We start from the raw sequence: 382 nt of genomic DNA, 5'->3' as shown, positions 1-382 counted from the left end.
CTCGCTACCTGGATCGAAAAGCTGTGGGCCGACGCCAAGCGCCTGAAGCCGCGCGAGGTGGTCGCCGAGTTCGACAAGTACCTGCACGACGAGCTGGACCTGATGCGCGAGGCGGCCAACGCCAGCCAGCTGCGCCGCAATTTTGCCAAGTCCGATCTGTTGCTGGTGCCCGAGGTGTTCTGGGATTGGTGCACGTCTGAAGTGTTCGTGATGGAGCGCATGCACGGCATGCGGATCTCGCACACCGAAGAGCTGCGTGCCGCCGGTGTCGACATGCACAAGCTCGCCCGCGACGGCGTGGAGATCTTCTTCACGCAGGTCTTTCGCGACGGCTTTTTCCACGCCGACATGCACCCGGGCAACATCCTCGTGAGCGTGGCAC

The 382-nt window shown here is 63.4% G+C and carries 1 protein-coding gene; it reads left to right on the top strand.

The window, feature by feature from the left end; all coding sequences use genetic code 11:
• Nucleotides 1–382, top strand: a 382-nt coding sequence (locus I6F38_RS43635) for an AarF/UbiB family protein (protein WP_249794514.1), incomplete at both ends; no start/stop codon positions are given.

Source organism: Bradyrhizobium sp. BRP56 (genome assembly GCF_020194035.1).
GTDB lineage: Bacteria > Pseudomonadota > Alphaproteobacteria > Rhizobiales > Xanthobacteraceae > Bradyrhizobium > Bradyrhizobium australafricanum.
Note: the sequence above shows the minus strand (reverse complement) of the source record. Positions and strands in the feature narration are given on the sequence as shown.